This is a genomic window from Agrobacterium sp. 6Ca8 (genome assembly GCF_055382765.1).
On the sequence record NZ_AP026433.1, the window covers coordinates 2,478,961 to 2,504,690 of the forward strand.

Consider the following 25,730-nt stretch of genomic DNA (forward strand, 5'->3'; position numbering starts at 1 on the left):
CCCTTGCAAGACCGTCGCGAGGCTGTGTCATTTCTCTCATGAGATGATGCTGGAGATACCCGCCAGGACAAAGCTGTTACCGCGCCTCCGTGCAGACAAACAATACTAGGGCAGCCACAATAAAAATTCAGGCCCCTGCGTCACCGCAGGAGCCTGATTTTAAAAGCAAACGTAGAGCCGGTCGTCAGTCGAACGGGATCACCCGATCGTCAGCCGACAGGGGCTTGCCGTCGACGGATACAGAGACCTCCGCCGTGCCGGCCTTACGGCTGACGACGATGTCCTTTGCTTTACCGTCCAGCGTGATCTTCACCGAGAAGCCGCTCCAGTCTTCGGGCAGCGACGGCGCGATGTGAAGCTTGCCTTCGGTTCGGGTGATACCGAGAATGCCCTCGATCGCGGCGCGATAGAGCCAGCCGGCGGAACCCGTGTACCAGCTCCAGCCGCCGCGACCTGCATAAGCGCCCTCACCATAGACATCGGCGGTCACCACATAGGGTTCGACCCGATAGGTTTCGGAGGATGCCGCGTCGAGCGCATGGTTGACGGGGTTGAGCAGCTTGAAGCAGTTCCACGCCTCCTGCGCACGCCCCTGCTTGGCAAGGGCAAGCACTACCCAGGTCGCCGCGTGGGTATATTGTCCGCCGTTTTCGCGCACACCCGGCGGATATCCCTTGATATAACCCGGATCATGCGGTGCCCGCGAGAATGGCGGGGTGAACAGACGGATGATACCGGCCTTTTCATCGACAAGATGCTCAATGACAGCGTCCATCGCCTGCCGTGACCGGCCTTCCTCACCCTCGCCGGAAAGAACGCTCCAGCTCTGGCCAAGTGAATCGATCTGGCATTCCTCGCTGGTGGCGGAACCGAGCGGCGTGCCGTCGTCGAAATAACCGCGACGGTAGTAGCTGCCGTCCCAACCCGCAGTTTCGAGAGCATTGCGAAGCTTTTCGCGATGCGCCGACCACCTGCCGACACGGTCTGCATCACCGCGCTTTTCGGCGATCGCGATGAAGTCGCGAAGCGCTCCGGCCAGGAACCAGCCAAGCCAGACACTGGTGCCCTTGCCGCCGATGCCGACACGGTTCATGCCGTCGTTCCAGTCACCGCCAAGGATCAGTGGCAGACCGTTTTCGCCGGTGCGATGGATCGCGAGATCAAGCGCTAGCGCCGCGTGTTCGTAGAGGCTAGCGGATTTGTCGCTCGTCTCCGGCTGGAAGAAGGCATCGTGCTGCCCCGGCATCAATGCCGGTCCCTTGATGAAGGGGATGCTTTCATCAAGTATGGCCGCATCACCCGTAGCCGAGACATACTGGTTGATCGCATAAGCGAGCCAGACCACGTCATCAGAGATCGTCGTGCGGACACCGGCACCGGTCAAAGGCAGCCACCAATGCTGGACGTCGCCTTCAGCAAACTGGCGGCCTGCCGCACGCAGGATCTGCTTGCGAGCGAGATCCGGCTGGTAGAGCAGGAATGCCAGCGTGTCCTGAAGCTGGTCACGGAAGCCGAAGGCGCCGCTCGACTGATAGAAGGCCGTGCGCGCCAGGATGCGGCACGCCAGCGCCTGATAGGGCAACCAGCTATTGACCATGTGGTTGAAGCCGGCATCGGGCGTGGTAACCTGCAACTGGCCGGTAAAGTCAGTCCAGAACGCCTTGCTGCCCTCCAGCACCGACTGGAAATCCGCCGCACGGACTTGTTCGACCAGCGTTGCCGCCTCCTCCGCATTGTCGGCATCGCCGAGAATGAAGGTCATATGCCGTTCTTCGCCCGGTTTCAGGTGGATTTCCTGCATCAAGGCGGCGCAGGGATCGCCGTCCACCTCGGTGCTGCCACTGAGTGCCGCACCGGACACGATGCCCTGCGGAGCCTGTGCAGAACCGAAGCGGCCGATGAATTCACGGCGGCTGGTGGTGAAGCCGCTTGCCTCGCTGTCGAGCGTCAGGAAGGCAGTGCGGGTGCTATAGTCGATGCTGTAAGGGTTCGAAGCAAAAATCGCATTGCTGCCGGCATCGTGCCTGCTCAGGATGAACGGCGCAGATTTCTGGCCATTATTGCCCAGCACCCATTCCACATAAGCATAGACTTTCAGGCGGCGGCTTTTCGAACCCTTGTTGCGTACGATGAGCTGCGAGAACTTGACCGGCTTTTCACGGTCTACCGTCTGCGTCACCTCGACTTCAAGCTTATCCGTCCTGCCGGTCATTACGGAGTAACCGAGACCGTGACGGGTTTCGAACAGGGCTTCCGGATCACGCGAAAGGGCAGCACAGGGCGTATAGAGCTTTCCTGTTTCCACATCGGCAACATAGAAGGCCTCGCCCGGCCGGTTGATGACCGGATCGTTGCTCCAGGGTGTCAGCTGATAGTCACGGGAATTGCGGCTCCAGGTGAAACCAGCGCCTTCCGCCGACACATGGAAGCCGAAACTTTCGTTCGAGATGACGTTGATCCAAGGATGCGGCGTGGATTGCCCACCATGCAGGCGCACGACATATTCCTCTCCGCTTTTGGCGAAACCACCAAAACCGTTCCAGAAATCGAGATCGCCGGCATCCTCGACAGCCTCAGCGACGGGGAACGCAGGCACCGGCAGGCGAGCCTGCGCGGCCTCAGTAGCGCCGTCAGGACCGCGATGCGCCGCAAAAAGCGACACGGCGCGGTTGATCTGGTCGACAATCTTGCCATTCCGCACATGCAGCACGACACGGGAGGCCGCCAGAAGCGCGCTCCAGGTCTCTTCGTCCATCAAGTCGCGGCGAACGGAGAACACATGCGGCCTACCACCATCGGCGGGATTGATTCGACGCTGTGCCTCGGAAATATGATCCAGCGCATGCTGCATATCCTGTGCATACGACGCGGCCCGTTCGTTGACGATGACGAGATCGAAGATCACGCCGCGCGAACGCAGATATTCGTGGGCGCTGAGCGCCTCACGGGCAATATCCATGTCCATATCGTCGTTGATACGCAGGCTGAAGATCGGGAAATCGCCCGAAATGGCAAGCGGCCAAAGCGCCCGCTGCGAAGCGAGGCCCGTTTTCAGCGTTTCCGAATCCGCGCGCAGATGCATGTCCGGATAGGTCAGATAACGGCCAAGATGCTGGAAAGCGGCGGCCTGCTGCGAAGTGACACCCACATGGCGCATCTGCACCTGCGTGCGCGTCCATGCATGCACGAGTTCGTGGGCAAATGCGTCAGGATGGCGATAACGGTCGATCGCCTTGTCGACTTCCTCGCGGCTCGGCGCGGCAATCGTCCAGAAAATCACGCTCACCTTCTTGCCGGCCGGTACGCGCACAGTGCGGCGCAACGACAGGATTGGATCGAGCGTGAAGCCGTCGGTGTTGGAAAGCGTGGCACCCGTATCGAATGCAGCCGCTTCACCGAGCGATCTGCCGCGGCCGATGAACTTGGCACGGTCCGTCTCGAACTCCGTCGGGCGCGATGGGCCGGCGTTATCGGCAGCAAGATGCGCGATGATCGTTCCGGGCTCATTCGGGCTGCGGCGGTTACGCCAGGCGCGGATCACATCGCCGCGCCGGCCGATCTCCGTCTGCACGAACATGCGCGAGAACAGCGGATGGGCGTTGTCGTCGTCTTCCGACGCAATGACCGGCTCCATATAGGAGGTCACTTCAATGTAGCGATCCTCGGAACCGACATTGAGCAGCGTGACGCGGCGGCCATCGGCATCGTGCTCGGTGGCGACGATGCATTCAACGACGCTCTGCAGATCGCCGACATTCTTGTGGAATTCGGCCTTGTCGTCGGTGAAGATCGTCTTGGTCTTTTCGCCTTCGATGACACGCGGCTCAGCCGTCGCACTCCACCATTGTCCATTGGTGGTATCGCGCAGGAAGATGAAGGTTCCCCAACGATCTTCGGTCGGGTCGGCCTTCCAGCGGGAAATCGCCTGACCGTTCCATTTCGAATATCCAGCACCGGTTGAGGTGAGCATCGTCGAATAATGGCCGTTCGACAGAAACACCACTTCGCGGTCGCGCACGGCCGGGTCGGCGATGGAGCGCACTTCCGCACGCAGCAGGTCTGCCTGTTCCTTGCCTGGGGTTTCCGGCTCGTATTTGGCGCTCATGACAGGCACTTCGCGCGGTGCCTTTTCCTGCAACAGGAGTTCGGCCGCCTCGATTACCGGGTCGGAATGGAAGAGTTCGCGCAACACACCGTCAAAGGCGACGTTGGCGACAGCCGCGATCGACATGCCGTGGTGGTGGGCATAATAGTTGTAGACCACCGCGCAGACCTTGCCGTCAGGCACACGTGTCGGCGTGAAATCCACGGCATCATGGAAGCCGTACTGTCCAAGCGCGCCAAGCTTGCGCAGCTTGTCGAGGTTTTCCAGCGCACCGTCAGGATCGTACTGGCTTGCAAGGATCGACGCATAGGGTGCGATGACAGCATTCTGGCCGAGACCGCGCTTGAGGCCAAGCGTCGGCACACCGAAGTTGGTGTACTGGTAGTTCATGTTGTGATCGCGGGCGTTGAACGCCGCTTCGGAAATGCCCCATGGCGTGCCGAGACGGCGGCCGTGGTTCATCTGTTCCTTGACGATCAGATTGTTGGTCTGGTTGAGAATGCCACCCTGACGCTCCTGCATGACAAGTGGAGGCATCAGATATTCGAACATCGAACCCGACCAGGAGACCAACGCGCCCTGCGCACCGATCGGCACGACCTGGCGGCCGAGACGGTACCAGTGCTCGGTCGGCAGATCGCCCTTGGCGATGGCAAACAGGCTGGTCAGGCGGCATTCGGACGCCAGAAGGTCGTAGCAGGCCTCATCCAGTTCCTTGCTTTCGACGCGGTAGCCGATCGACAGAAGACGGCGATCCTTGCGATAAAGGAACGTGAAATCCATCGAGAAAGCGAGGTTGCGGCTGCGGTCGCGCAGCGATGCAAGACGCTGGCGTAGCGGCTCCATATTGGTGAGGTCGATGGCGCTGTCTGAAATATGCGCCTCGCAGCAATCCACGAGCAATTGCGCCCAGCGGGTCACTTCCGCGCTCTGCGCAGACTTCACTTCGTGATCGACATTGGTAGCGAGCTTCTGGATGTCGCGCGCGAGTACCGCAAGATTGATGACGCGGATCGATGCGAATTCATGCTCGCGCTTGACCGAGGCAAGAGCGTTCGAAAAACCGATGATGCGTTCTTCAAGGCGGCGATGCAGCGGACGCAGGTTCTTGCGGTCGTCAGGCAGCGCTTTCAGCGTTTCGCGCAGAATACCGGCGAGATCGCCGATACCGTCGAGATTACCCTGAAGATGCGCGGAAGGCGCTTCTGCCCACTGGCGGCAGGCAGACGAAACCGCAATCAGGTGACCGGCGAGATTGCCGCTGTCCACCGCCGAAACGTAACGGGGACCAAGCGTCTGCAGCGTGTCCGTATGGTACCAGTTGTAGAGATGGCCGCGATGTTTCTCCATCTTCTCGACGGTCTGGATCGTGTTCTCGATCCGCTCCAGCGTATCGGCAAAGCTGATCCAGCCAAACTGGCGCGCCGAAATGATGGAAAGCAGGTAAACGCCAATATTGGTAGGCGATGTACGCGAGGCAACAATCGGCTCCGGCGTTTCCTGGAAGTTGTCCGGCGGCAGGTGGTTTTCCTGCGGCGTCACGAAGGCTTCGTAATAACGCCACGTGCGACGCGCGATCTTGCGAAGCTCGAAAGAGACGTGTTCCGAAACGAACAGCCGGTCTTCGGTTTCCGCCGACTGGCTGACATACCAGGCAACGGCGGGAGACAGAACCCAGAGCAGTGTGAAGGGAATGCCGATCAGGAAGGCATTGTCACCGGGCAGCGCCGCAAACAACAGGCCGAGCATGGCCACAACAGGCGCATGCCACATCTGGCGGAAGTAATAGGTGATGCCGCCCTGGGCGCTAGACTGCATGCTGGCGGCGGTGCGCCATTCCAGCATCAGCTTGTGGCTGACGAGCAGACGGTAGAGCGAACGGACAATTGCATCAGTCATCATGCAGGCAGAATCGGCAATGAAGACGATACGCAACGCAACCTGCGCATTGGTGGCGCGGATTTCCGACCAGATGGTGTGGAAATGCGCCTGAGGCACGATATCAGTGGAGCGCGGCACGAGCCCGGAAAGCAGCGAGAGCGTCGGAGCGACGAACAGCGAGAAGATCAGCAGGATCTGCCAGATCAGCGCACCGAGCGGGTCCATGAAATACCAGCCGAGGATCGAGGCAAAGAACCAGGCAATCGGCGTCAGCGAACGGCGCAGGTTATCGACCATCTTCCACCGGCCGATCGCGGTAACACCACGGGCGCGGTCGAGAATATAGGGAAGCAGCTGCCAGTCGCCACGCGCCCAGCGATGCTGGCGCGAGACTTCCACCTCGTAGCGGGTCGGGAAATCCTCGACCAGTTCCACATCGGTCACCAGCGCGCAGCGCGCAAAGGATCCTTCGAGCAAATCGTGGCTGAGGATGGAGTTTTCCTCGATCCGGCCCTTAAGCGCCGCCTCGAAGGCATCCACGTCGTAAAGACCCTTGCCGGTGAAGGTGCCTTCGGAGGTCAGGTCCTGATAAACGTCGGAAACGGTAAAGACGTAGGGGTCGATACCGCGATTGATCGAGAAGACACGCTGGAAGACGGAGGCATCCTTGCCCGTCGTCAGCGAAGGCGTAACGCGCGGCTGCAACAGGCCATAACCTTCAACCACACGTCCCGAGACCGGATCGATGACGGGGCGGTTGATCGGGTGATGCATCTTGCCGACGAGCTTGGTCACCGCATCGCGCATCAGGCGCGTATCGGCATCAAGCGTCATGACGTATTTGACATCGGCCGGCACGATATTGGCGCCACCGAGGAATGTCGTGTCCTTGTCGCCGCGCAGCAGCATGTTCAGTTCATGAAGCTTGCCACGCTTGCGCTCCCAGCCCATCCAGCAGCCTTCGGACGGGTTGTAGATGCGGCGGCGGTGCAGCAGGTAAAAACGCGTCTTGCCATCGAAGGCATAACGGCTGTTCAGCGCCGACAGTTCGCGCTTGGCATATTCGAGAATCTCGAGATCGTCGCCGGACTGCTCATATTGGGCATCGCGCCAGTCGCTGACCAGCGCGAAATAAATCTCGCCATGCGGATTGGCGAGATAATGCACCTCGATATTGCGCATCATCTCATCGACGCTGTCGCGGCTGGTCAACATGCAAGGCACGGCAACAAGCGTGCGGGCGTCCTGTGGAATACCGTTCTTGAACTCGTATCCGACCAACCGGAACGGCTTCACGAAGAAAGTGACGAGCGTGTTGAACAGACCGGTCGCGCCTTCCGAAGCAGGTAATGCAAACATCAAGAGGAATGCGGTCACCACATACCAGGGCATCCCCGCTTCGGCCAGGAACCAGCCGACGGCAAGCATGACGAGCGCGGTGATGAGAAACACTGGCGCCGCAATTGCGAGCCAGTTGAACTTGCGCATAGACCGGACGATAAGCTGCGAGACCAGCGGCCTGTAAGCGAGCACCTTTTCAAGCTCGAACCGGCGCTCGCCGACGAGTACGGAGCCGACATTGACGCGATGGTTTTCAGACACCTCGGCAGGCTCGCCGGATCTCGCCATTTCCACGGCGGCACGCGCGACCTCTACCTCTGTCTTGGGGGAGCGACGCGCCAGAAGCTCGATCGTGTTGCGATAGGTGTTGCGCGAACCGAAATCGAGAATCTCGTAATCGGTTTCCTCGCGCAGGACCTTGTCGATATGGCTGACTTCCTCGAACCACACCGACCATTCGGTATCGTCGATTTCCCTCAGGCTCTTGACGATATTGCCCATCGTCACATTGCCGGAGGCCAGCCGGTTGTGTTCCGACATCATGACGTTTTCAGCGTCGGTGCCCGCAGCATGCAGGCGTTCTTCAAGCCAGGCCACCGCAAAACCCGAAGTCTGCGAGCCGTTTCTGAGGCGATAGAGGAACTGCGTCGCAAACGTCGGGTCATCGACCAGCGAATCGACCTGCTTGAGGAGCGCTGCGGAGGCTTCCGCATCGTTCAGGCGAATGATTTCGTCGACGACTTCATTCGCCTTCTGGCGCATGCGGCGCGAGCGTTCCACGCGAATGGAAATGCGGCGAAGATTTTCGATGAGGACAAAACGGATGATGGAGGGCAGCGCCCACAATTCGCCGATCTGCAGCGTCTTCGACGTCTGGTAGCCATCCACCAGCGCCGTCATATTCTCGCGCGAGACCGTGCTGTGTGTATGGGCGACATAAAGCCAGCCGAGCGCCATGACCCGCGGGATCGTCACGCCGCCCACCGTCATTGTCGGCAGCTGGCGATAGAACTTGCGCGGAAAATCGCGGCGGACTTCCTGGATCGCCTCTTCGATGACGTAGTGGTTGTCGAGCAGCCATTCCGCCGCCGGCGTTATCGTCGCGCCATTTTCCGCGTCGACGGCCGTTGTGCGGTAGACCCGCAGGATTTCCTTCTCGTTCTCACGGTGGCGCTCGAAGAAGTCGAACTCCATGAAGCCGGGAAGGGTATCGGCACCGTCGCGCGAAAGCGCGGCACCGGCATCATGCAGTTCCTCGACCGTCATATAGGACGCGCGGATCGAATCATTGTGATCGATCTGCTTCGTCTCGGAATCACGGGCGGCGGCGGTCGGGGTAATATGAAATGACATCGGCTCGTATTCTGAACTTTATGGAGAATTGTTCGACTTGACCAGCGTTTCGTCCGTGGCGGGAATACGCACGAAATCGGGCCACGCTATATTTATGACTTATCCTGAACCTTCGGTGAACCGGATCAGACGTTGTGTGCAACGCATCGTCAAACGGCGAATATCCGCAAGCACGGCGTTTTGCTGCGCGATCCCTCCGAGCATGCAAAGCCGGGGATCTCTGCGGAGAATGGATTTTCGACGACAGGAAAATTTCGCCCTATGGCCCGGCAATGCCGTTCCAACCGGATTTCGCACCTTCCCCCACGGCGAAAATTGTTCGCGCAACGTCAGATAGTCCCCCTTTGACACCTGAAGGGCAACGCGAGGCCGAGAAGGCCTGCGCCACATCCGAAACGCTAATGCCCCAGGACGTCTATAGTTCCATGCCACCTGTCGCGATACGATGCAAGCGATGAATTTCAAGGCATTCCGGCTCCGGGAACGCCCCTTACATGCCCGCGTATATGCTGCTATGAAATTTGCAAAAAGCGCTGGAAAAAAGCGGCGTAACCAGGGACTTCGAAAATGACCAGACAGACCGCAAACATAGCCTCCTTCGCCAACCATATGCCGGATGTGGTGGCAATCCGCCGCCACCTGCACCGGCATCCCGAAATCGGTCTTTCCGAATTCCAGACCTCGGATTTCATTGCCGGACAGCTGGTGGAAATGGGTTACGAAGTAACGCGCGGACTTGCCGGAACCGGTATCGTCGCCACGCTCCGCAATGGCGACAGTGCCCGCACGCTCGGCATTCGCGCCGATATCGATGCCCTGCCGATCCGTGAGGAAACCGGAGCGGAATATGCAAGCGCCAATGATGGCGTCATGCATGCCTGCGGCCATGACGGACACACGGCCATGCTCCTGGGAGCCGCGAAGATCATCGCCGAACGCAGGAATTTCGATGGGACCCTGCATCTGATCTTCCAGCCGGCGGAGGAGAATTTCGGCGGCGCCCGCATCATGATCGAGGACGGACTGTTCGACCGCTTCCCATGCGATGCGGTTTTTGCCCTCCATAACGATCCCGGCGTGCCCTTCGGACAATTCGTCCTGCGCGACGGCCCGATCCTTGCCGCCGTCGATGAATGCAGGATCACCGTCAACGGATATGGCGGCCACGGCGCCGAACCGCAGGATGCGGCCGACCCTATCGTTGCGGGCGCCAGTATCATCATGGCCTTGCAGACGGTGGTGTCCCGTAACATCCATCCGCAACTGTCGGCGGTCGTCACTGTTGGCGCATTCCATGCTGGTGTTGCGAGCAACGTCATTCCCGAGAAGGCGGAGATGCTGCTCACCATCCGTTCCTTCGACGCGGGTGTGCGCGACGAACTGGAAAAGCGTATCCGGGCGATAGCCGAAGGCCAGGCGGCCAGCTATGGCATGAGTGTCACGCTCGATTACGAGCGCGGCTACAATGCGACCGTCAACCACAAGGCGGAAACGGACTATGTCGCCGGTCTGGCCCGTCGTTTTGCCGGGGCGGAAAAGGTGGTTGAAATGCAGCGCCCGTCCATGGGCGCGGAAGACTTCGCCTACATGCTCGAAAAACGGCCCGGCTGCTACTTCTTCCTCGGCACCGCGCGCACCGAAAACGACCCGCCGCTGCACCATCCGAAATTCGACTTCAACGACGATATCCTACCAATCGGAACCGCCTTCTGGGTCGATCTGGCGGAGGATTATCTGAAGGCGTGAATGAATATAAAAAGGCCGGTCGGAGGAGCGACCGGCCTTTTTTTCTCAAGTGTCCTGATGAGAAAATCTGGGAGGATCAGGGAACGAGACCGAGTATGACCGCCGCGACAAAAGCCACGCACACGCCGACAAGAGCCGCGTGAACCGAATCTCTCCAGTTTCGCTGCGACTGGGGCTGCGAGACAAAGTCTTTTGCTTTTCCGGCCTTGGAATAAGACATTGTACAACTCCCTTCCCTGCTCGGCCCGTCAAAGCGGGCACTGCTCATTTCCCGTAAAGAATAGCTGTATTCCCCACTGTTTCAGTAGAGATAAAATTCCATAAGTTCGGCGCATTGGGAAAAATACGGATCGCGACTTGCCGCCGGACAAGCATCAATCTACCCATTGCGCAGGATCAACGTCGCAGACGGCATTTCCGTTCAAAATCATTGGCAGGCTCGGATAAGGACCATGACGGATATAGACGCCATCATCATAGGAGCCGGGGTGATCGGACTGGCGACGGCCCGCGAGCTGGCGATGCGTGGTCTTTCCGTCATCATCCTCGAAGGCGAAAAGGAATTCGGTTCCGCCACCTCTTCGCGCAACAGCGAGGTTATTCACGCCGGGCTTTATTATCCTGAAGGCAGCCTCAAGGCACGCCTTTGCGTTGAAGGCAGGGAGCGGCTTTATACGTTCTGCCAGAGCCATGGCGTTTCGCACCGCCGCTGCGGCAAACTCATCGTGGCAGCGAACGCGGACGAGACGGCTCTCTTGGCGGCCCTCAAGGAAAAGGGTAACGCCAATGGCTGCGACGACCTCGAACTGGTCGATGCCACGCAGGCGCTGTCGCTCGAGCCTGCGCTCACCTGCGTAGCGGCCCTGCTTTCACCTTCGACCGGTATCATTGATAGCCATGGTTATATGCTGGCGCTGCTCGGCGACGCGCAAGACCATGGCGCAGCCCTCGCCCTGAATGCACCATTCGAAAGGGCGGAAGCGACCGGCAACGGTTTCCGCGTTCACGTTGGCGGCAAGGAACCTCTCAGCTTGACATGCCGGCTACTCGTCAACTCCGCCGGCCTTCTGGCACCGCTGGCGGCAAAACAGATCGAGGGATTGCCGAAGCACACGATCCCGGAGGCGCGTTTCGCCAAAGGCAGCTATTTTTCGCTGACCGGCAAGTCGCCTTTTTCACGGCTCATCTACCCCGCTCCGCACACCCACGGCCTTGGCGTGCACCTGACGCTGGATCTTGCCGGTCAGGCCCGTTTCGGGCCGGATGTGGAGTGGGTCGACACCATTGATTATGCCGTCGATCCCCGCCGCATGGAGGGTTTTGGCGACGCGATCCGCCGCTATTGGCCGGGCCTACCGGAACACGCGCTGATCCCGGCCTATTCGGGCATCCGGCCGAAGATTTCAGGACCCGACGAACCGGCCATGGATTTTCGCATCGACGGGCCGGAAAGCCACGGCCTTGCCGGTCTCGTCAATCTTTTCGGCATCGAAAGCCCCGGTCTCACCGCCTCGCTGGCGATAGCCAACGAGGTTGCGGCTCGGCTCGAGGCCTGATCCCACCCGGATCTCAGCCGAAACGGGACAGTGCGCTCGCCATGATCTCCGGATCGACATTGCCGCCGGAGGCAACCGCAATCACCGTTTCGCTCTCCAGCTCTTTGCCGTGAAACAGCGCCGCCGCCAAGGCCACCGCGCCGCCCGGCTCGACGACGACCTTCAGCCTGTTGAAGGCGAGAACCATGGCCCGCAGTGCTTCATCTTCGGTCACGGCAATGCCTTTTCCGCAAAGCCCAACCATAATCGGGAAGGTGATGTTACCGGGCTGAGGCGTGACGATTGCATCGCAGATCGAACCGGAAGTCGTTGCATTCCGCTCGATCCTGCCCGCTGCGAGTGAGCGCGCCACATCGTCGAACCGCTCGGGTTCTGACGTCCTGACCTTGTAGTTCGGCGCTTTCGCCGCAAGGGCAAGGGAGATGCCGGATGTGAGGCCGCCGCCGCCGCAGGGCACGAGAACCTCGGCCGCATCGATACCGAGTTCCAAGCCCTGTTCGGCGATTTCCAGCCCGACAGTCCCCTGCCCTGCGATCACCAGCGGCTCGTCGTAGGGCCTGATCAGGGTCAGTCCGCGCTCGCTCGACAGGCGGTCGCCAATGGCGTCGCGATCGTCATTCGCGCGGTCATAGAGCACCACTTCCGCACCATAGTCGCGGGTATTGTCGATTTTGATTTTTGGTGCATCGGAGGGCATGATGATGACGGCAGGCACGCCGTGCAGACGAGCAGCAAGCGCGACGCCCTGCGCATGGTTGCCCGAGGAAAAGGCGATCACGCCACGGGCGCGCACATCGGCCGGCAGACCGGATACCGCCGACCAGCCGCCGCGAAATTTGAACGAACCCGTTCTTTGCAGGCACTCGGCCTTCACGAACAGCTTTCGCCCGGCAATCTCATCCAGAAAATGCGACGACAGAAGCGGTGTCCGCACCGCATGTTCGCCGATGCGCTGGCGCGCTGCCTCAATCATCGAAATATCTGTCATGCCCTGCCCCTGTAATGCGGATGTTGGGTGTACATTAGGAGGTCGCAATTAATAGTGAAACCGGCTGGACAAGAAAAATCCCCGGTCTCGGCCGGGGATCTTTCGTCATGCGCTTGCAAATGAATGGTCAATGGTTGTGCCGGGGCATCTTCTCGGCAATCCGGCGGAAATCCGCGGCCCCTTCCAGAACCGCACCGTCCGAAAGCTGGGTCACCGATTGACGATAGATGCGCTGCCAGGGCGTGGCATCCGCAGGCACCGCAGGAATGCCATCGGCCTTGCGGGCAGCAAGCTCTGCATCCGGTACCAACGCGTCGCACTTGCCCTGATTGAAATCGATGCGGATCACATCACCCGTGCGAAGCCATGCCAGCCCTCCACCGGCGGCACTTTCTGGCGAGGCATTGAGGATCGACGGGCTGTCCGCGGTTCCCGATTGCCGGCCGTCGCCGATTGTCGGCAGGCTGGTGATGCCTTTTTTCAACAGCGCGTCGGGGGGCTGCATGTTGACGACCTCAGCCGAACCCGGCCAGCCGAGCGGTCCGGCCCCGCGAATGACGAGAATGGTGCGCTCATCGATATCGAGAGAAGGATCGTTGATACGGGCGTGATAGTCTTCCGAACCATCGAAAACCACACATTTGCCCTCGAAAATCCCCTCACGACCCGGCTCGCTCAGATAACGCTGCCGGAATTCCGCCGAGATCACGCTCGTCTTCATGATGGCGAAATCGAACAGATTGCCCTTGAGGACGAGGAAACCGGCCCGTTCCTTGAGCGGCTTATCGTAAGGCAGTATCACATCGCGGTCGGTCGATTCCCGCCCGTCCAGATTTTCCGCCACGGTCTTGCCGGTCACGGTCGGACAGCTCCCGTCAAGCTTGCCTGCCTTCAGAAGCTCCCACATGATGGCGGGCGTACCGCCGGCACGGTGATATTTCTCGCCCAGCCATTTTCCGGCGGGCTGGACATTGGCGATGAGCGGAATGTCATAACCGTGAACCTGCCAATCTTCCTCGCGAAGTTCGACGCCCGCATGTTTCGCCATCGCCGCCAGATGCGGCTGGGCATTTGTCGAACCGCCGATCGCCGAATTGACGCGGATCGCGTTCAAAAACGCCTCGCGCGTCATGATATCCGAAGGCTTGATATTCTCGACAACCAGTTCGACGGCACGGCGGCCGGTGCGATAGGCCATCTGGCCGCGTTCGCGGTAAGCGGCCGGGATTGCGCCGCAGCCGGTCAGCGACATGCCGAGCGCTTCGGCAATGGCATTCATGGTAGAGGCCGTGCCCATGGTGTTGCAGTGACCGACCGAAGGAGCGGATTCGAGCGCCGCCTGCAGGAATTCCTCGCGGGTGATTTCGCCGGCGCCGTATTTGCGGCGCATGCGCCAGATGACCGTGCCGGAACCAACCAGATCGCCGTCATGATATCCGTCGAGCATCGGCCCACCGGATAAGACGATAGCCGGAATATCAACCGTGCTTGCCGCCATCAGCGCCGAAGGCGTGGTCTTGTCACAGCCCGTGGTCAACACGACGCCATCGAGCGGATAACCGTAAAGCACTTCCACCAGGCTGAGATAAGCAAGATTGCGGTCAAGCGCCGCTGTCGGTCGCTTGCAGTTTTCGAACATCGGATGGGTCGGAAACTCGATGGGGATACCGCCCGCATCACGGATACCATCGCGCACCCGCTTGACCAGCTCGACATGGACGCGGTTGCAGGGCGTCAGGTCGCTGCCGCTCTGCGCGATGCCGATGACCGGCTTACCGGAACGCAGCTCTTCCGGCGTCACGCCATAATTCATGAAGCGCTCCAGATAGAGCGCCGTCATGTCGAGATGGTCAGGGTTGTCGAACCAGTCCTGGGATCGCAGCCGCCGCACGGGTGTCTTGTCGTCGCTCATGAGACCGCCTCAGCCCTGTTCCCGGTTGTTGAGTTTTTCGAGGTAAAGCAGGATACCGCTATGGTCGATATCGGCTCCGCCATCGCTGACGAAATCATCGAACTCCCGCGTTACCTGCTGGGTCAAAGGCAACGTCAGGGACAAATCCTTCGCCGTCGCCAGCACCCCGTTCAGATCCTTGAGCTGGAACTTGGAGGGTCCGCCTGGCGCGAAATTGCGCTTCACCATGCGTTCGCCGTGCAATTCCAATATCCGGCTTTCGGCAAAACCGCCACGTATGGCGTTACGGAACCCTTCGCGGGATGCCCCGCCCGCTTCCACAAGCATCATCGCCTCGGCAACCGCGCCGATGGTGATGGCGACGATCTGCTGGTTTGCGAGTTTGCAAAGCTGGCCCGCACCGGAGGGGCCGACATAGGTGAGCCTGCCCATCGGCGCGAAGAAATCCGAAAGACCAGAGATCAGCGCCTCATCGCCACCGGCCATGATCGCGAGCGTACCCGCCGTTGCGCCCGGCACACCGCCGGAGACCGGCGCATCGACATGATGAATGCCCATTGCCCGTAGCCGGGAGGAGTGTTCGCGCGCAATAGGCGGCGCAATGGAGCTGCTGTCGATGACAACAGCGCCTTTTTCCAGCGCTTCGGCCACACCCGCCTCGAACAGCACCTCGCCCACGGCTTTGCCATCGCTCAGCATGGTGATGACGATATCGGCACCCCTGGCGGCTTCGGCCGGCGATGCCGCGAGAACCGCGCCATCGGCAACCAGCGCCTCAGCCTTTTCGACGCTGCGGTTCCACACCGCAACCGAAAAGCCCGCGCCCAGCAGACGCCGGGCCATCGGCCCGCCCATCAGGCCTGTTCCGATAAAGGCAACCGACCGCTTCTTCTCCTCCCCGCCGACACTCATTTCAGTGAACCTCCCAGTTCGTCCTCGATATGAACCTGAATGATCTCTTCGAAGGAGCTTTCAGCCGTAAAGCCAAGTTCACGGGCGCGCTTTGCTTCGAAACCGGGCGCCCAGCCTTCGCACATGCGCATGATCATCTCATTCGGCTCGCGGCGAATGAGGGCAACGGCCTTTTCGCCTGCAACCTTGCGCAGCGCTTCAATCTGTTCGCCAACGGTGGCGCTGAGGCCGGGCATGGACAGGTTGCGGCGCGGACCGACATTTTCCACGTCGATCGTTGCGCCATGAAGAAGGAAACCAACAGCGGAACGCGGCGAAGCGTGCCAATGGCGAATGCTTTCCGGCACCGGCAGAACCGCTTCCTGGCCGACCAGCGGCTCGCGCAGGATGTTGGAGAAGAAGCCGGAAGCGGCCGCATTCGGCTTGCCGGGGCGAATGCAGATCGTCGGCAGGCGAATGCCGATACCGTCGAAGAAACCGCGACGGCTATAGTCGGAGAGCAGCAGCTCGCAGATCGCTTTCTGCGTGCCGTAGCTGGTCAGCGGCGTGGTGTGGAACTCATCCGGAATCGGATAAGGGAGCGGCGCACCGAATACGGCGATCGACGAGGTGAAGACCACGCGCGGCTTGTAACCGTCCTTGCCGTTGGCAATGCGGATGGCGTCGAAGAGATAACGCGTGCCATCGAGATTGATACGGTAGCCCTTGTCGAAATCAAGTTCGGCTTCACCGGATACGATGGCAGCAAGATGAAAGATCACATCGGGGCGGGCTTCGACCAGCTTTTCGGCTTCGCCCGGCGCGGACAGATCGGCTGCGCGCGCATCAACCGCACCGGAGAAGCCGGCCGGCGCTTCAGGCTGAAACACGTCGATAAGCGTGAATCTGTCAATCGACTTGCCGCCAAGCGATCCATCCTTGACGAGACGCTGCGTCAGCTTACGGCCAACCATGCCTGCAGCACCGATGATTGCGATATGCATATCTTCCTCCTCTTTGGCCCGGTCATTCTCCCGAGACCGAAAAAACATCATCGGCTCGTGAACCGATAAATTAGCTTGTAAGGTTGTCTGATAACCTTATATGGTTTGATTGAAAATAGTATTTTTTCACAAACCGGCAAAAGCAAGGGCGAAAGACCTTTGCCCGGATATTTTAGGGCGGATTGGACGGAGAGGGTGGAATGACGATCGTGAGCGAACACGATATCGAGGAATTGCGGTTCTCGCTGAAGAACAGGCTGGGCGAGGCGTTGCTGCTGACATCGCAGGAAGACATGCTGCGCTATTGCCGCGACTGGCATGGCGACGTCACCAGTTCGGCGGTAGCCGTCATCCGCCCCCGTTCGACCAAGGAAGTCTCCGATACGGTTCGCGCCTGCGCCGAACTCGGTCTCGCCATCATCCCTCAGGGCGGCAATACCGGGCTGGTGCTCGGCGGCATTCCCGATGAGCCAAAGCGTCAGGTCGTGCTGAGCCTCGAGCGCATGAACGCCATCCGCACCATAGACAGCGACGATTTTTCGGCTGTCGTTGAAGCCGGCTGCATTCTGTCGGAATTCAAGGATGCGGTTCAGGACAAGGGAATGTTCTTTCCGCTGTCGCTCGGCGCGCAGGGCAGCTGCCGCATCGGCGGCAACGTCTCCACCAATGCTGGCGGCATCAACGTTCTGCGTTACGGCATGACCCGCGAACTGGTGCTCGGTCTCGAAGTGGTATTGCCTGATGGCACCATCTGGAATGGCCTGTCGACGCTGCGTAAGGACAATCGTGGCATTGACCTGAAGCAGCTTTTCATCGGCGCGGAAGGAACACTCGGCATCATCACGGCCGTGTCCGTAAAGCTCTACCCCAATCCAGAACATGTCGAGACGGCACTGCTCGGCCTCAATTCGCTGGACGACGCCATCAAGCTTTATCGCCGCGCCCGCCGCGAATGCTGCGACCTGATGTCCGCCTTCGAATTCATGCCGCCCGTCGCCTTCACGCTCGCAATCGAAGCAATCCCCGACCTTAAAATGCCGATCGCCGGAGATTATCCGGCCTACGTGCTGATGGAAATTTCCGGCTCGGGGCTAGTAGACACTGCCGACCTGATGGGACGGTTCCTCGAGGGTGTCATGGAAGACGGTCTGGTGCTGGACGGCGTCATCGCCTCCTCGCGAGCACAGGCGCAATCGCTGTGGCTTTTCCGCGAGGGCATGAACGAGGGTCAGGCGCTGCGCGGCAGCCATATGCGCACCGATATTTCCGTGCCGCTGTCAAAACTTGCGGCGTTCGTGGCCGAAGCAGAGGCTGAACTGGCGGAAAAACTGCCGGAATGCCTGGCGGTTTCCTATGGCCATGTCGGAGACGGCAACGTCCATCTCAACGTGCTGCCGCCAAACGGAGCAACGCCGCAGGAGCGCGAAGCCTTCATCTACAAATCGAAAACCCTCGTCAACGAAGTCCTTGACCGTTACGTCGGCAGCATCAGCGCCGAGCACGGCATCGGCCGCCTGAAACGCTCCGATTTCGAAAGCCGGCTATCTGATGTGCAGCGCCGGATGATCAAGGGTTTGAAAAATGCCTTCGACCCCGATTTGCGGATGAATCCCGGTTGCCAGATAACCCTGCAACCGGATAGCTAATCGAGAAACAGCAAAGGCGGCGGAATACGCCGCCTCTGAAAACCCCGCTGACGGCGAAGGAGGAAGTCGCCTGCCGCGGGAAAAAACGGACCAATCGTTTCTGTGGAACGGGAGCAATCATGACGCTGGAGTTCAGTCAGATACATCGCAACGATCATCTGCCCGGCCGGATCGCCGCGGAGATCGCCCGCGAAATCAATGATTCGAAGCTCGGCCCGGGCGACAGGCTGCCAACGGAACATGTTCTGGCGAAAACCTTCGGCGTCAGCCGCTCGGTCATTCGTGAAGCGATCGCGCAATTGCGCAACGAAGGTTTTGTCGAAACACGGCAAGGCGTGGGCGCTTTCGTCACCGATCCCCGGCAGAGACTGTCCATTCGCATCGAGCGGTCCCGTCTGAACGATCCGGAAAATTTCCGCGATCTCTTCCAGCTTCGCATGCCGATGGAAATCGAGGCGGCGGGTCTGGCGGCACTCCACCGCAACCCGCAGCAGCTGGCGCGGCTGGCGGCGGCACTGGAAAAGATGCGAACGACCGACGACTGGTCGACGGAGGGCGTTGCGGCCGATCTCGACTTTCACCGTATTCTGGCGGAAGCGACGCAGAACGAATATTTCCTGATGTTTCTCGGCTTTATCGCAGAACGCATCAGCTCGGCTATCAACATCGCCTTCTCCCGTGCTATTTTCGGGGAAATCCTCGAGGTGACGATCGCCGAACATGTGGCAATCTTCGAAGCCGTCGAACGCGCCGATGCGACTGCGGCCAAGGATGCGATGCGCAAACATCTGCTCGGGGCAGCAAGCCGGGTCAATCTGGAACTGGATATCTTCTGAGCCACAAACAGAAGCTTAAACGGCAAAGCTATAGGACAGGTTTCGCTGCTTTCCGGCAATCCAGAGGCGAAAGACGATAATTTTGTCTGCGGTGCCGCTAGACTCGCTGTAAAAGTCATACTAAGAAGAATGAGATTAGGTTGTCAGACATCCAGACAATATGACCGCAGGAGGCGGCTGTCGGAGGGCTGAAGGGGAGGATATATATGACCGGCTCAAGGTCCATCGACGCTACCGCTATTTTGCCTGAAGACTTTGAAAACGCCCTGCTCGTCGGCCGCGTATGGTCGAAAAGCGAAGGCGGCCCCTGCCCCGTTCTGCTCAAAGGCGGCGTGCTTTACGACCTCACCTCTCTTTCGCCGACCATGTCTGAACTTCTGGAAAAGACGGATCTGGTGGAGCTGCTTGCAGACACCGGCACATTCGTAGCACTTGGCGCGCTCGAGGCCTTTCTGGATGGCTCCGCTGGTGAACTTCTCGCCCCCAACGATATTCAGGCCGTCAAGGCTGCAGGCGTGACCTTCGCCGACAGCATGCTGGAACGCGTGATCGAGGAACAGGCCAAGGGCGATCCACTTCGCGCGCAGGAAATACGCGGACGGCTGGCGCCGGTTCTCGGCGACAATCTCAAGGGACTTGAGGCCGGTTCGGAAAAAGCAGCGGAAGTGAAGAAACTGCTACAGGAAATGGGCCTGTGGTCGCAATATCTGGAAGTTGGCATCGGTCCGGATGCGGAGATATTCTCCAAGGCGCAGGCCATGGCCTCCGTCGGCTGCGGCGCGCTGATCGGCGTTCACCCGAAGTCGCAGTGGAACAACCCAGAGCCGGAAGTGGTGCTGGCCATTGCCTCCGACGGCCGTATCGTTGGCGCGACGCTCGGCAACGACGTCAACCTGCGCGACTTCGAGGGCCGCTCCGCCCTCCTGCTCAGCAAGGCAAAAGACAACAACGCATCCTGCGCAATCGGTCCCTTCATCCGCCTGTTTGATGGACGCTTTACCATCGAAGACGTGAAGAAGGCGCAGATATCGCTTCTGGTCGAAGGCGAGGACGGCTTCACCATGACCGGTGCAAGCGCAATGCAGGCGATCAGCCGCACGCCGGAAAACCTCGCTTCCCAGCTCTTGAACCGCAACCATCAGTATCCTGACGGCGCCGTCTTTTTCCTTGGTACGATGTTCGCGCCGGTAAAGGACCGCCATGGCCCGGGTCTCGGCTTCACCCACTCCAAGGGCGACCGTGTCGAAATCTCCACGCCCAAGCTCGGCAAGCTGATCAACTGGGTCACGACGACAGACGAATGCCCGGAATGGACATTCGGCACCGCGGCCCTCATGCGCAACCTGGCGAAACGCGGGCTGCTCTAGGCAATCCGGCAAAACTGCATCGCGGTTTTGCGCCCAGAATTGCGAAAACCCATAGGTGGAGCATTGAGGGCGATCCTTCGTCGAAAATGCTCCAGATATTTCTTCGGGAGGGGAAAATGCAAAAGACCATCAATCTCTTTTACCGGATTCTCGAAATCATTCTCGTCCTGCTGCTCGCCGGCATGTCGATCATGGTCTTCGTCAACGTTGTCATGCGTTACACGATGAATTCCGGCATCAATATCTCGGAAGAATTGTCGCGATACTTCTTCGTATGGCTGACCTTCATCGGCGCCGTACTGACCTTCCGTGAAAACAGCCATATGGGCATCGAAACTCTCGTGATGTTCCTGTCGCGCCGCGCCCGTGTCGTGTGCATGGTCTTGTCGAACATTATCATTCTGGGCTGTTCCGCCATCTTCTTCTGGGGAACATGGAAGCAGTCCGCCATCAACGCCAGCATGCATGCGCCTGTCACCAAGCTGTCGATGATCTGGGTCTACGGCATCGGCATGTTCACCGGCGGCCTGATGTTCATCATCGCTCTGGAACGCCTCTACCGTTATGTGACGGGCCGCGTGACAGAGGATGAAATCGCCCAGTTCGCCGGCGAGAACCTCACGATCGAACAGCTTTCGGAGCGCTGATACCATGACACTTTTCGTTTTTGTCGGCTCTCTTCTCGGAGCCATGGCGATTGGCGTTCCCGTCGCTTTCTCGCTGATGTTCTGTGGCGTCGTGCTCATGTGGTACATGGGCATGTTCAACACAGCGATCATCGCCCAGAACATGATCTCGGGCGCGGACACCTTCACGCTGCTCGCCATCCCCTTCTTCATTCTGGCTGGCGAACTGATGAACTCCGGTGGTCTTTCCCGCCGCATCATCGACTTTGCGATTGCGCTTGTGGGCCATATCAGGGGCGGTCTCGGCATCGTGGCGATTGTCGCGGCCATCATCATGGCCAGCATCTCCGGTTCGGCCGCTGCCGACACCGCAGCCCTTGCCGCAATCCTCATCCCGATGATGGCGAAAGCCGGTTACAACATTCCGCGCTCCGGCGGCCTCATCGCTGCAGGCGGCATCATTGCCCCGGTCATTCCGCCTTCCATGGCCTTCATCGTCTTCGGCGTCGCCGCCAACGTTTCGATCACCCAGCTTTTCCTTGCTGGTATCGTACCCGGCATTCTGATGGGCATTTCGCTGATCATCGCCTGGCTGATCGTGGTCCGAAAGGATAACATCAAGCCCCTGCCCAAGACCTCGGGCAAGGAACGTCTGGTTGCCACGGTCCGCGCCGGCTGGGCGCTTGGCATGCCGGTCATCATTCTGGGCGGCATCAAGGCAGGCATCATGACGCCGACGGAAGCCGCCGTTGTCGCTGCCGGCTACGCTCTTTTCGTCGGCATGGTGATCTACCGCGAACTGAAGCCGGCGGATCTGTTCCACGTTCTTCTGCGCGCTGCCAAGAGCACTTCGATCATCATGTTCCTTGTCTGCGCAGCCCTCGTCTCCGCATGGCTCATCACGGCTGCGAACATTCCAAACGAAGTCGCCGGTTATATCGAACCGCTGATCGATCGTCCGATGCTTCTGATGGTTGCCATGATGGTGCTGGTCTTCATCGTAGGAACCGCGCTCGACCTGACACCGACCATCCTGATCCTGACGCCCGTTCTGATGCCCATCGTCAAGCAGGCAGGCATCGACCCGGTCTATTTCGGCGTCCTCTTCATCATCAACAATGCCATCGGCCTGATTACCCCGCCGGTCGGTGTCGTGCTGAACGTCGTCTCAGGCGTCGGACGCATCCCGCTCGGCAAGGTCACGATCGGTGTCTGGCCTTTCCTCGTTGCAGAAACCATCGTTCTGGCGTTGCTCGTGGTTTTCCCGGACATCGTGATGGTTCCGCTGCAGTACCTTCGTTAATCGCCACTTCTCAACCAAAATCCAAGGGAGGATATTATGAGAAAGCTTCTTCTGACCACCACGGCCATCGCTTTTGCGGTGGGCGCCGCAGCCCCGGCAATGGCTGAATTCAACAGCCGCAACATCCGCGTTTCGAACGGCATCAACCAGGACCACCCGGTCGGCAACGGCATCAAGGCCATGCAGGCCTGCCTCGACGACAAGTCGGGCGGTAAGCTGAAGCTGACGGCATTCTGGGGCGGCGCTCTCGGCGGTGACCTTCAGGCGACGCAGGCCCTGCGCTCCGGCGTTCAGGAAGCGGTTGTTACGTCCTCGTCACCGCTCGTCGGCCTGATCCCGTCGCTCGGCGTCTTCGACCTGCCGTTCCTGTTTTCCAATGCCAAGGAAGCCGATGCCGTGATGGACGGCGCCTTCGGCGACATGATGAACAAGAAGCTGGAAGAACAGGGCCTCGTAAACCTGGCCTACTGGGAAAACGGTTTCCGCAACCTTTCGAACTCCAAGCACGCCGTGAACAAGTGGGAAGACTTTTCCGGCCTGAAGGTTCGCGTGATGCAGAACAACATCTTCCTCGACACCTTCCAGAACCTCGGCGCCAATGCAACGCCGATGGCTTTCGGTGAAGTGTTCTCGGCACTTGAAACCAACGCGATCGACGCACAGGAAAACCCCTATGTGACGATCGACACCTCCAAGTTCTACGAGGTGCAGAAGTACATCACCGAGACGAACCACGCCTACACGCCGTTCCTCTTCCTCTTCTCCAAGCCGATCTTCGACAGCTACACGCCCGAAGAACAGACGGCCCTGCGCGAATGCGCAGTCGTCGGCCGTGACGAAGAGCGCAAGGTCATCCGCGAACTGAACCAGAAGTCGCTGGAAAAGATCAAGGCTGCAGGACTTGAAGTGAACTCGCTGTCTGCAGAAGAGCAGGCACGTATCCGCGAAAAGTCGATGGTCGTTTACGAAAAGCACAAGGCTGAAATCGGTGCCGACGTCGTTGACGCCGTTCTGGCGGACCTGAAGAAGATCCGCGGCCAGTAATCCTGTCTGGATAAAATTAAAACACCCGGAGGTCAGCCTCCGGGTGTTTTTGTTTATGCGAATACAGAAAAGAAAAAGGCTGCCCAAGCAGCCTCTTCCAGAAAATCAGGACGCCGTGCGGTTTTGCCGGTTGGCGATGAGATCTTCGACCACCGCGGGATCGGCAAGCGTCGAGGTATCCCCAAGCGCGCCGAAATCATCCTCCGCGATCTTGCGCAGAATACGCCGCATGATCTTGCCCGAACGGGTCTTCGGCAGGCCCGGCGCGAACTGGATCTTGTCTGGCGTCGCAACCGGCCCGATCTCGTTGCGGACGTGCTTTACCAGCTCCTCGCGCAGCGCATAGTCGCCGCTCTGGCCCGCCATCAACGTGACATAACAATAAATGCCCTGCCCCTTGATGGCATGCGGGTAACCCACGACCGCCGCTTCCGAAACCTGATGATGCGAAACAAGTGCCGACTCGACTTCGGCGGTGCCGAGGCGGTGGCCGGAGACGTTCAGCACGTCATCGACGCGGCCAGTGATCCAGTAATAACCGTCCTCATCGCGTCGGCAGCCGTCACCGGTGAAGTACTTGCCCTTATAGGTCGAGAAGTAGGTGTCGACGAAGCGCTGGTGATCCCCGTAAACGGACCGCGACTGGCCCGGCCAGCTGTCGATGATGCAGAGATTGCCGTCGGCCGGCCCCTCCAGCACGTTGCCTTCGGCATCGACCAGCTGCGGCTGCACGCCGAAGAACGGCCTTGTCGCCGAACCCGGCTTCAGGTCCGTCGCACCCGGCAGCGGCGAGATGAGAATGCCGCCCGTTTCCGTCTGCCACCAGGTATCGACGATGGGGCTCTTGTCCTCGCCGACCACATGGTAATACCACTCCCACGCTTCGGGATTGATCGGCTCGCCCACCGTGCCGAGAAGCCGCAAGCTTTCGCGCGACGAACGCGTGACGAACTGGTCGCCGGCCCCCATCAGGGATCGGAGCGCCGTCGGTGCGGTGTAGAAGATGTTGACCTTGTGCTTGTCGATGACTTCCCAGAACCGTCCCTGATCCGGGAAGTTGGGAACGCCTTCGAACATCAGCGTCGTCGCACAGTTCGCCAGCGGCCCGTAGACGATGTAGGAATGGCCGGTGACCCAGCCGACATCGGCGGTACACCAGAAGACCTCCCCGTCCTTGTAGTCGAAGACGTATTCATGCGTCATCGACGTATAAACGAGATAGCCGCCCGTGGTGTGCAGCACGCCCTTCGGCTTGCCGGTGGAGCCTGACGTGTAGAGGATGAACAGCGGATCTTCCGCCCTCATCTTCACCGGCGGGCAATCCGGTTTCACCGTGGCGATTTCCTGATGGTACCAGATGTCGCGGCCGGGCGCCCAGCCGGTCTTGCCGCCGGTGCGGCGCACGACCAGAACCTTGTTGACGATGACATATTGCTTGGCGGCAATATCGATCGCCTTGTCGGTATTTTCCTTGAGCGGGATCGGCTTGCCGCCACGCACGCCTTCATCGCAGGTAATGACGAAGGTGGACTGGCAATCGACGATGCGGCCGGCCAGGGCTTCCGGCGAGAAGCCGCCGAACACGACCGAATGAATGGCGCCGATGCGGGCGCAGGCGAGCATGGCATAGGCCGCCTCGGGTATCATCGGCATATAGATGGTGACCCGGTCGCCCTTCTTGACACCATGCTTCTTCAGCACGTTCGCCAGGCGGCAGACATAGTCATAGAGCTGATTGTAGGTGATCTTCTTGTCGATATAGGGATTATCACCTTCCCAGATGATCGCCGTGCGTTCGCCATGCGTCTTCAGGTGCCGGTCGATACAGTTGTAGGAGACGTTCGTCAGGCCGTCCTCGAACCACTTGATCGGCACTCTTCCCTTGAAGGACGTGTTCTTGACCTTGGTATAGGGCTTGAACCAGTCGATCCGCCGGCCGTGCTTGTCCCAGAACTTCTCGGGATCCTCGACGCTCTCCTGATACCATTTCTGGTAACGCTCATTGTCGATGAGCGTGCGGGCTTTCGCCGATTTGAGCACGGGGTAGATTTTGGCAGACATGAACTCCTCCTGGAACCAGATATGGCTTGATATGCGCGACCTTGAGACTCCCACCTCAGGCATGTGTTGA

Annotated in this window: 14 protein-coding genes; 8 read left to right on the forward strand and 6 right to left on the reverse strand. The window is 59.6% G+C overall.

Annotated features, from left to right (window positions below; all coding sequences use genetic code 11):
• Nucleotides 1-184 precede the first annotated feature (184 nt).
• Nucleotides 185-8,680 carry a glycoside hydrolase family 94 protein gene (locus tag ACZ5A6_RS12150; protein ID WP_464110948.1) on the reverse strand — a complete coding sequence of 2,832 codons (8,496 nt, stop codon included), beginning with the start codon at nucleotides 8,678-8,680 and terminating at the stop codon, nucleotides 185-187.
• Nucleotides 8,681-9,247: 567 nt separating this feature from the next.
• On the opposite strand from ACZ5A6_RS12150, the gene ACZ5A6_RS12155 reads away from it, so the two are divergent.
• Both ACZ5A6_RS12155 and ACZ5A6_RS12160 read left to right on the forward strand, forming a co-directional pair.
• Complete coding sequence (locus tag ACZ5A6_RS12155; RefSeq protein ID WP_003516543.1) at nucleotides 9,248-10,426, forward strand: M20 aminoacylase family protein; 1,179 nt, start codon at nucleotides 9,248-9,250, stop codon at nucleotides 10,424-10,426.
• A gap of 452 nt (nucleotides 10,427-10,878) precedes the next feature.
• On the forward strand, nucleotides 10,879-11,982 hold the full coding sequence (locus ACZ5A6_RS12160) for an NAD(P)/FAD-dependent oxidoreductase (protein WP_174060545.1): 1,104 nt from the start codon (nucleotides 10,879-10,881) through the stop codon (nucleotides 11,980-11,982).
• Between the two features lie 13 nt (nucleotides 11,983-11,995).
• On the opposite strand, the gene ACZ5A6_RS12165 is transcribed toward ACZ5A6_RS12160, so the two are convergent.
• From ACZ5A6_RS12165 to denD, 4 genes are all read right to left on the reverse strand, one after another.
• A complete protein-coding gene (locus ACZ5A6_RS12165) occupies nucleotides 11,996-12,970 on the reverse strand; it encodes a threonine ammonia-lyase (RefSeq protein ID WP_174060546.1) in 975 nt (324 codons plus the stop codon).
• 127 nt (nucleotides 12,971-13,097) lie between these two features.
• Nucleotides 13,098-14,882: an IlvD/Edd family dehydratase gene (locus ACZ5A6_RS12170; RefSeq protein ID WP_003516539.1), complete on the reverse strand. Its 1,785-nt coding sequence runs from the start codon at nucleotides 14,880-14,882 to the stop codon at nucleotides 13,098-13,100.
• 9 nt (nucleotides 14,883-14,891) lie between these two features.
• Nucleotides 14,892-15,794 (reverse strand): NAD(P)-dependent oxidoreductase, encoded by a 903-nt coding sequence (locus ACZ5A6_RS12175; protein WP_019566003.1) that lies wholly within the window; start codon nucleotides 15,792-15,794, stop codon nucleotides 14,892-14,894.
• Complete coding sequence (denD, locus tag ACZ5A6_RS12180) at nucleotides 15,791-16,777, reverse strand: D-erythronate dehydrogenase (protein ID WP_111799144.1); 987 nt, start codon at nucleotides 16,775-16,777, stop codon at nucleotides 15,791-15,793. The genes ACZ5A6_RS12175 and denD overlap by 4 nt, the downstream gene beginning before the upstream one ends.
• Nucleotides 16,778-16,977: 200 nt before the next feature.
• Here denD and ACZ5A6_RS12185 point away from each other — a divergent pair, with 200 nt between their 5' ends.
• The 6 genes from ACZ5A6_RS12185 to ACZ5A6_RS12210 all read left to right on the forward strand — a co-directional run bounded on the left by ACZ5A6_RS12185 (nucleotide 16,978) and on the right by ACZ5A6_RS12210 (nucleotide 23,599).
• Nucleotides 16,978-18,423, forward strand: coding sequence for an FAD-binding oxidoreductase (locus tag ACZ5A6_RS12185; RefSeq protein ID WP_065662960.1), 1,446 nt, complete (start codon nucleotides 16,978-16,980; stop codon nucleotides 18,421-18,423).
• 119 nt (nucleotides 18,424-18,542) lie between these two features.
• Entirely contained in the window at nucleotides 18,543-19,259 is a 717-nt protein-coding gene (locus ACZ5A6_RS12190; protein WP_003516533.1) for a FadR/GntR family transcriptional regulator, read from the forward strand.
• A 206-nt stretch (nucleotides 19,260-19,465) separates the two neighbouring features.
• On the forward strand, nucleotides 19,466-20,626 hold the full coding sequence (locus tag ACZ5A6_RS12195) for a fumarylacetoacetate hydrolase family protein (protein WP_025594629.1): 1,161 nt from the start codon (nucleotides 19,466-19,468) through the stop codon (nucleotides 20,624-20,626).
• Nucleotides 20,627-20,742: 116 nt separating this feature from the next.
• Nucleotides 20,743-21,273 carry a TRAP transporter small permease gene (locus tag ACZ5A6_RS12200; protein ID WP_003516529.1) on the forward strand — a complete coding sequence of 177 codons (531 nt, stop codon included), beginning with the start codon at nucleotides 20,743-20,745 and terminating at the stop codon, nucleotides 21,271-21,273.
• A gap of 4 nt (nucleotides 21,274-21,277) precedes the next feature.
• Entirely contained in the window at nucleotides 21,278-22,555 is a 1,278-nt protein-coding gene (locus tag ACZ5A6_RS12205) for a TRAP transporter large permease (protein WP_019566002.1), read from the forward strand.
• A 36-nt stretch (nucleotides 22,556-22,591) separates the two neighbouring features.
• Nucleotides 22,592-23,599 carry a TRAP transporter substrate-binding protein gene (locus tag ACZ5A6_RS12210; protein WP_003516523.1) on the forward strand — a complete coding sequence of 336 codons (1,008 nt, stop codon included), beginning with the start codon at nucleotides 22,592-22,594 and terminating at the stop codon, nucleotides 23,597-23,599.
• Between the two features lie 105 nt (nucleotides 23,600-23,704).
• On the opposite strand, the gene acs is transcribed toward ACZ5A6_RS12210, so the two are convergent.
• Nucleotides 23,705-25,660: an acetate--CoA ligase gene (gene acs, locus ACZ5A6_RS12215; protein WP_003516521.1), complete on the reverse strand. Its 1,956-nt coding sequence runs from the start codon at nucleotides 25,658-25,660 to the stop codon at nucleotides 23,705-23,707.
• Nucleotides 25,661-25,730: the final 70 nt, after the last annotated feature.